The sequence below is a fragment of the Stenotrophomonas sp. AGC87 genome (assembly GCF_057333975.1).
On the sequence record NZ_JBHFHW010000025.1, the window covers coordinates 55,774 to 62,885 of the forward strand.

The 7,112-nt window shown below is 64.7% G+C and carries 5 protein-coding genes; 3 read left to right on the forward strand and 2 right to left on the reverse strand.

What is annotated here, in order from left to right:
* Positions 1–123 precede the first annotated feature (123 nt).
* Entirely contained in the window at positions 124–1,734 is a 1,611-nt protein-coding gene (locus ACE026_RS09205) for an MASE1 domain-containing protein (protein WP_486038758.1), read from the reverse strand.
* Positions 1,735–2,203: 469 nt separating this feature from the next.
* Complete coding sequence (locus ACE026_RS09210) at positions 2,204–3,490, reverse strand: NAD(P)/FAD-dependent oxidoreductase (RefSeq protein WP_486038759.1); 1,287 nt, start codon at positions 3,488–3,490, stop codon at positions 2,204–2,206.
* A 200-nt stretch (positions 3,491–3,690) separates the two neighbouring features.
* Here ACE026_RS09210 and ACE026_RS09215 point away from each other — a divergent pair, with 200 nt between their 5' ends.
* From ACE026_RS09215 to ACE026_RS09225, 3 genes are all read left to right on the forward strand, one after another.
* Positions 3,691–4,449: a gamma-glutamyl-gamma-aminobutyrate hydrolase family protein gene (locus ACE026_RS09215; RefSeq protein WP_486038760.1), complete on the forward strand. Its 759-nt coding sequence runs from the start codon at positions 3,691–3,693 to the stop codon at positions 4,447–4,449.
* The gene (locus tag ACE026_RS09220) at positions 4,446–5,843 is read left to right on the forward strand and encodes a glutamine synthetase family protein (RefSeq protein ID WP_486038761.1); all 1,398 of its coding nucleotides are present in this window, start codon (positions 4,446–4,448) and stop codon (positions 5,841–5,843) included. Before ACE026_RS09215 ends, ACE026_RS09220 begins: the two co-directional genes overlap by 4 nt.
* 132 nt (positions 5,844–5,975) lie before the next feature.
* A complete protein-coding gene (locus ACE026_RS09225; protein WP_486038762.1) occupies positions 5,976–7,082 on the forward strand; it encodes a polyamine ABC transporter substrate-binding protein in 1,107 nt (368 codons plus the stop codon).
* The last annotated feature ends 30 nt before the right edge of the window (positions 7,083–7,112 follow it).

The following is a 7,112-nucleotide window of genomic DNA, read 5'->3' on the forward strand; positions in this document are numbered from 1 at the left end:
CAGGTGATGCGATCACCTGCAGGTCCAAGCCAAGAGGAGACTCAACATGCCACCGGCCGTTTCTCTAGCACTGTCCTGCTGTGTTCGTCCAAAGGACAGTTGATCCACGGGGTCTACAAGAATTCAGGTGAGGGCCTGACTACTGCCGCGATCCGTTGTTCTCTCGTATTCAACCGAGCTGCTATGCGTGGCCTCGTGGCGAGGGGGTGCCGGCATCTCCAGCAGCACCATCCTGACTCGATTGCGACGGCACTGCACCACGCCGCCATAGGCAAGGGCTCGCCCGGCGAGACGTTCAACCGCCATGGTCTCGGTAGCTTCGGACAGCGCACATGCGGCATCCAGCAACGCCACGGTCACGACGATGCCCTGATACCGACCAAACCTGCCACAGCGCGCCCGGACCTGGATCTGGCCCGATTCACTCTCCAGCAGCAGTGACACGGCATCGGTCATTGCACGGTAGGCAGCCAATTGCAGGCCGATACTCAATTGGCAGGGGTCGCCCTCCAGACGGGGGCGGGAGACGCGGTGGGTCAGATCCCACGCTTCGCGGACCCCGCCAGCCTGCAGAGCGACATACAGACCCAGATGATCCAGTGCTGTTGGATAGACCATGCTGGCCTGGGCTCGGAACTGCCGCGAATGCACGACAGCGGTATGGAGCAATCCCCCGGCGATCTCGTGGTGTCCCTGCTGCTTCAGCCAGCTCACAACTTCATTGAGGGATACGTCCATGCCATCCCCGATCTTTCTCAAGTGAAGCGCACGCTCGCGGAGCCCCATTTCGTTTGCCATGTGGGAACTGCGGGCCAGGTTGATCGCGTTCCTCTGGCCATCATCACGAATCTTGTAGTGATGGTAGTAGTGGGTGATGCGTGACCCGAGAACCAGCAGTGCGACGCCTGCGATGGCCATGATCAGCTGCGTGGTAAAGGCCGAAGGATCGAACGAGGATGGGTAAGGCTTTGGTGTAGTAAGCCCGATGATGAGGTTCAGCACCGGTACGGAGATGGCAGCGCCACGCCAGCCCAATATGCACGTCAGTGCGATCGCAGGAAGCGCCATCAATACCTGAAGGCTGGTTCTTGCGGTCGCTGATTCCGCAGGGAGGAGCGTTGCAGAAACACCCAGCAACATCATCAGCCCGAGTGCCATGCCAGTGGGCTTGAGAAATCCCGCCGCCCAGTCGGTTTCACTGCGCCGGCGTACCCATAGCAATGCAAGCGGGGCCACCGTCAATATGCCGATGAAGTCGCCGACAGCATAGCGCGCCACAGTCGCAACAAAGGGATTGTCCGGTGGCGTTGGCCAAAGGAACTGCGAGAAACTGCGGTTTAGCAAAGAGATGGCGATTGCGCAGGATGCCGCTACGGAGATCAGCCATACGTTCGTTGTGGATGCGATCATCTTGCGGTGAAGTTGCACGATCAGCGCCACGATGGGCATCAAGAATGCGGAGGCAAAGATGACCCACGCCACTCCATACTTGTCCACCATCGAGTAGCGCAGCTGTGCGAAATAGGCATATTCGCCGAGGATCAGATAAGGCCACAGTCGCGGAGGGCACAGCAACACCGCGGCGACACGTATGCCTGCTGGCAAGTAGAACTGATCAAGGGAAACTTGACGTGCGCCCCAGCACGCGAATGCATAGATGACGGCAAGGACAAGCCCGATCGGCTCGATGCGCAGATTCAACTGAAGTCCATTTTTCCACCATTCTCCTCGCACCGGCTCCCCCTGTTCGTGCCTTGAACGTCCCTGTGTATCAATGCCGCGATCAGATTGGACGGTATATACACGCGCCGGATTATGCAATTGCGCAAGTGGTCCGGCGTGATGGCGAGCACAGCGTATGGATTCACGCGCAGGAATGCGCCGCGCCCATGGGCGTGACACATATCTCATTTTTCTATGAAACTCTTCACGCCGGCCGTGGGGGCCGCATTCGAACTGCGCCGCGGACACCCAGACGATTCCCAGTGGTCGAGGCGCGGCCATCTCAGCCACTGCAGGCCTTGATATGACGCTTTCTCCACACGTCGTTGCGCTGTGACGCGCGGCGTGCACAGCAAGGGAAGCGCTCCCACACGGTCTGCTGGCACTCCCTGTTCTGGCGCTGCCGGTAAACGGAGCGCCCGCTTTCAGGTGTCGCGCCGTGTCTCAGTTTACCCGTGGCCCCCGAAAGCCCCCTAAGCCCTCACCACAACGCATCCCGCAGCTTGTACCAGGACATCGCCGCCACCAGCAACGGGGTCCGCAGCATTCGCCCGCCGGGGAACGGCCGGTGCGGAATGCGTTCAAACACATCCAGGCGCTCGGCCTGGCCGGCGATGGCCTCGGCCAGCACCTGGCCCGCCAGCCCCGCGGCGGCAACACCGTGGCCCGAGAAGCCCTGCGCGAAATAGACATTCGGGGTCAGTCGGCCCCAGTGCGGGGCGCGGTTGCGGGTGATGTCCACATAGCCGCCCCACACGTACTCCAGCTCCACGTCGGCCAGCTGCGGAAACACCGCGCGCATGCGCCGGGTCATCACGCCGCGCAGGCCAGGCGGGGGCAGGGCGGAGTAGCTGGCTTGGCCGCCGAACAGCAGGCGGTGATCGCGGCTGAGGCGGAAGTAGTCCAGTGCCCAGCTGACGTCGGCCACGGCCATGTCGTTGCGGATCAGCGATTGCGCCCGTGCTTGCCCGAGCACCGCACTGGCACCGATATAGGTGCCGACCGGCATGATCCGCGATTCCAGCTCCGGCGCGATGCCCTCCAGCCAGGCATTGCCGGCGATCACCACGTGGTCGGCGCTGACCGTGCCGTGCGCGGTGCGCAGCTGCGGCCGGGGCCCACGGATCAACTGCAGGACCGGGGACTGCTCGTGGATCACCGCGCCGGCCGCCTCCGCGGCACGGGCCAGGCCCTGCGCGTAGGCCAGCGGATGCAGATGGCCGCTGTGAGGATCGAACATCGCCCCGCGATAGCGCGGGCTGTCCAGCTGCCCGCGCAGCTGCGTGCGGTCCCACCATTGCAGCGGATAGTCGTAGCGCTGGGCCAGATCGATCAGCCCGGCGCGCAGCATGCGCTCCTGACGGGGTTTGATCGGCACGCTGGCGTGGCCGTCGCGCCAGTCGCACTCGATCTGGTGGCGGACGATGCGGTCACGCAGCAGGCGCATGCCATCGCGCGAGAACTCGAACAGCGCCCGCGCGTCTTCAGCACCCACCAGTTGCTCGAGCGTATCCACTTCGCAGCCGTAGCCGACGATCGCCTGGCCGCCGTTGCGGCCGGACGCACCCCAGCCCACGCGGTGCGCCTCCAGCAGGACGACGCGATAGCCGCGCTCGGCCAGGGTCAGGGCGGCGGATAGGCCGGTGTAGCCGGCACCCAGCACGCACACGTCGGCGCTCAGATCGCCCGTCAAGGGTTCACGTAGCGGCGCGCCCGGCACGCTGTCGGCGTACCAGCTGGGTGCATGCGCCTCGCCGGCGGCCGTCATGCCGGGCACCGGCGGGAAGAGGACAGGACAACAATCATGGACAAAGGATGCCAGCAACCGGCGCGCGGGACAGGGGTCAGTCTGTCGCAGCTACTGCCGCCGGCGTGTGAGGGGGGGGGCGCGCGCCGACGGTGGTGCGCTGTGTTGCGCGTGGTCTGCGCACGGGGGTAACGTGGCTGCAGGTCATCCGAGCATGACGCATGGTCTCGCCCCCTTGGGTCGGCCTGCCCACCGACAGCACGATGCTGGGCCATCACCGCTTTGCGGCGGCAGGTGAAAAGTACATTGACGCGCTGGTCCAGGCGGCCGGGGTTACCCCGGTGCTGCTGCCCAGTCTGCAGCCGCCGTTGCCGGCAGCGCCTTGGTTGGACCGCCTGCAAGGCCTGCTGCTGACCGGCGCGGTGAGCAATATCGAACCGCATCGGTATGCCGGGCCGCCGAGCTGGCCCGGCAACCGCCATGATCCGGCGCGCGATGCGAACGCGCTCTCCCTGTTGCATGAGGCGCTGACCCGCGACCTGCCCGTGCTGGCGATCTGTCGGGGTTTCCAGGAATTGAACGTCGCGCTCGGTGGCAGTCTGCACCCGCGCGTGCACGCGGTGCCGGGCATGAACGATCATCGTGAAGACCCGCAGGCGCCGGTCGAGGCGCAATATGGGCCGGCGCATGCGGTCCAGCTGTGTGAGGGCGGTTGGCTGGCCGGCTGGGCCGGCGCGCCCACGGCACGGGTCAATTCCGTGCACGGGCAGGGCATCGATCGTTTGGCCGAGGGCCTGCAGATCGAGGCCGTCGCTGAGGATGGCCTGATAGAAGCCGCCCGCAGCACCGCGCATCGTTTCGTGCTCGGGGTGCAGTGGCATCCGGAGTGGCGGGTGGCCGACAATTCGTTCTATCACAGCATTTTTCACGCTTTCGGCGATGCTTGTCGCCGCAACTCTCTTACAGCAGACCGGTCATGACCACCCGAACGCGTTCGCGCAAAGCCGCCGCCCCCAAGCCTGTTCCGCAGGAGAGCACGCTGCTGCGCTGGCTCAAGGACCGGCGCATCACCGAGGTGGAGTGCCTGGTGCCGGATATCACCGGCAACGCGCGCGGCAAGATCATTCCGGCCGACAAGTTCTCGCACGATTACGGCACCCGCCTGCCGGAGGGCATCTTCGCCACGACGGTCACCGGCGAGTTCCCGGACGACTACTACGAGCTGACCTCGCCCTCGGACTCGGACATGATCCTGCGCCCGGATGCCGATACGGTACGGATGGTGCCCTGGGCGACCGATCCCACCGCGCAGGTCATCCACGATTGTTTCACCAAAACCGGCGAGCCGCATGAGCTGGCCCCGCGCAACGTGCTGCGGCGCGTACTCAACGCCTATGCCGAACTGGGCCTGCGCCCGGTGGTGGCACCGGAGCTGGAGTTCTTCCTGGTCCAGAAGAACACCGACCCGGATTTCCCGCTGCTGCCCCCGGCCGGCCGCTCCGGGCGTCCTGAAACCGCGCGTCAGTCGTACTCGATCGATGCGGTCAACGAGTTCGATCCGATCCTCGATCTGATGTACGACTACTGCGATGCGATGAAGCTGGACGTGGATACGCTGATCCATGAATCCGGCGCCGCGCAGCTGGAGGTCAACTTCACCCACGCCAATGCGATGGATCTGGCCGACCAGGTGTTCCTGTTCAAGCGCACCATGCGTGAGTCCGCGATGCGCCACGGCATCTATGCCACCTTCCTGGCCAAGCCCATGGAGAACGAGCCGGGCAGTGCGATGCACATCCACCAGAGCCTGCTGCGGATCAGCGATGGCAGCAACGTGTTCACCGGCGAGCATGGCGGTGAGGATTTCAGCCCGTTGTTCGGCCATTACCTGGCTGGCCTGCAGAAGTACGTACCGGCGGCGATGGCGTTTTTCGCCCCGAACGTGAACTCCTACCGCCGGCTGATGTTCGGCGAGGTCTCCCCGAGCAACGTGCACTGGGGCTTCGACAACCGCACCTGCGGCCTGCGCGTGCCGCTGGATACGCCGGAGAACATGCGGGTGGAAAGCCGGTTCGCCGGCTCGGATGCCAACCCTTACCTGGCCATCGCCGCGACCCTGGCGGCCGGCCTGCTGGGCATCCGCGAGCAGGGCTCGCCGACTGCGCCGATCACCGGCAGCGCCAAGGAGCTGGGCTACGACCTGCCGCGCTCGCTGGGCGAGGCACTGGATGGGCTGGAAGCCTGCCCGGAACTGCGCGAGATGCTCGGCGAGCGCTTCTGCCGCGCCTATGTGTCGGTCAAGCGCAAGGAATACGAGACCTTCTTCCGGGTGATCAGCTCCTGGGAGCGCGAGTTCCTGCTGCTCAACGTTTGACCCCAGGCACCTGATCCGGCATGGCCGTGAGGGCCATGTGCTGGGAAAATGGGGGCATGCCCGGTAGGCTGGCACCCGTTGCGCCGGTCCGGCCGGTTCCCCCCAACTCGCACCTGACCTGTGGAGAGTCCGATGAAGCTGCGAATCCTCACCCTCGGCATTGCCGTATCCGTGCTGACCGCCTGTGGCGGCGGTGACAAGCAGGACGACGCCAAGGTGCTGAACGTCTACAACTACAGCGATTACATCGCCGAAGACACCATCCCGAACTTCGAGAAGGCCACCGGCACCAAGGTGACCTATGACGTGTTCGACAGTGATGAGATGGTGGAAACCAAGCTGTTGGCCGGCAACAGCGGCTACGACGTGGTGGTGCCGACGCTGAACTTCTTCGGCCGCCAGATCAAGGCCGGGGTGTTCCTGCCGCTGGACAAGAGCAAGATCCCGAACCTGGCCAATCTCGACCCGGAGGTGATGAAGCGCATCGCCCAGCAGGACCCGGGCAACGAGTACGGCGTGCCGTACATGATCGGCACCACCGGCATCGGCTACAACGTGGAGTTGCTCAAGCAGCGTTTTGGTGGCAGCACCGACATCGCCAACAGCTGGGATCTGATCTTCAAGCCCGAAAACATCGCCAAGATGAAGGACTGCGGGATCACGATCCTGGATACGCCTTCGGACATGATCCCGATCGCGCTGCATTACCTGGGCGAAGATCCGCACAGCCAGGACCCGGCCACGCTGGAGAAGGCCGCCGCGCTGCTCAAGACGATCCGCCCGTACGTGCAGAACTTCCACTCCTCGCAGTACGTGGGCTCGCTGGCCAACGGCGGTACCTGCCTGGTGGTGGGCTGGTCCGGTGACATCATCCAGGCCCGCGACCGTGCAGCCGAGGCGTCCAATGGCGTGACCGTGGCGTACTCGATCCCGCGCGAAGGTGGCCCGCAGTGGTTCGACATGCTGGCCATCCCCAAGGATGCCAAGCACCCGGAGGCCGCCTACGCCTTCATCAACTACCTGCTGGAGCCGAAGGTCGCCGCGGCCAACACCAACTTCATCCATTACGCCAACCCGGTGACCGCGGCCACGCCGCTGGTGGACGAATCGATCCGCACCGACCCGACCATCTACCCGCCGGCCGATGTGGCGGCGAAGATGTTCACCTATTCGATCAACACGCCGGAAGTGGACAAGCTCTACACCCGGTTGTGGACCGAGGTGAAAACCGGGCGCTGACCGCCCCCGCGGCGCCGGCCCCGTGCCGGC